Origin of the sequence: Sphingobacterium sp. T2 (genome assembly GCF_000814685.1) — a bacterium.
Classification (GTDB): Bacteria; Bacteroidota; Bacteroidia; order Sphingobacteriales; family Sphingobacteriaceae; genus Sphingobacterium; species Sphingobacterium thermophilum.
The window spans coordinates 1-775 of sequence record NZ_JXAC01000314.1 but is presented as its reverse complement, the minus strand read 5'-3'; the positions used below and the strand labels follow the sequence as shown (position 1 = coordinate 775).

The 775-nt window shown below is 51.2% G+C and carries 1 rRNA gene; it reads left to right on the top strand.

Annotated features, from left to right (window positions below):
* Positions 1 to 775, top strand: a 23S ribosomal RNA gene (locus tag SD31_RS14470); the annotation flags it as partial.

The following is a 775-nucleotide window of genomic DNA, read 5'->3' as shown; positions in this document are numbered from 1 at the left end:
GTGAGAAACCCGCCCACCGAAAGACTAAGGTTTCCTGATCAACGCTAATCGGATCAGGGTTAGTCGGGGCCTAAGGCGCATCCGAAAGGAGTAAGCCGATGGACAACTGGTTAATATTCCAGTACTTTTCTTTACTGCGATGTGGAGACGGAGTAGTGACACTGCCGCGGACTGACGGAATAGTTCGTTAAAGGGTGTAGGTATAGGAGCTGTAGGCAAATCCGCAGTTCTTGCTGAAGCCTAATAGTACAGCAAACCTACGGGGGCGCTGATAGAGCAGGTAATCAGACTTCCAAGAAAAACCGCTAAGCTTCAGGTAAAGAAAACCCGTACCGTAAACCGACACAGGTAGTCGAGGAGAGAATCCTAAGGTGCTCGAGTGAATCATGGCTAAGGAACTCGGCAAAATGGCCCTGTAACTTCGGGAGAAGGGGCGCTGTCTCAGTGATGAGCAGCCGCAGTGAAAAGGCCCAGGCGACTGTTTAGCAAAAACATATGGCTTTGCAAAATCGAAAGATGAGGTATAAGGCCTGACACCTGCCCGGTGCTGGAAGGTTAAGAGGGGATGTTAGTCATAAGGCGAAGCATTGAATCGAAGCCCCAGTAAACGGCGGCCGTAACTACTAACGGTCCTAAGGTAAGCGAAATTCCTTGTCGGGTAAGTTCCGACCTGTCACGAATGGTGTAACGATCGTGCGCTGCTCGAGCCATGAGCGTCGGTGAAATGGTGGTTATCGGTGGAAGACGCCGGTTACCCGCAACGGGACGGAAAGAC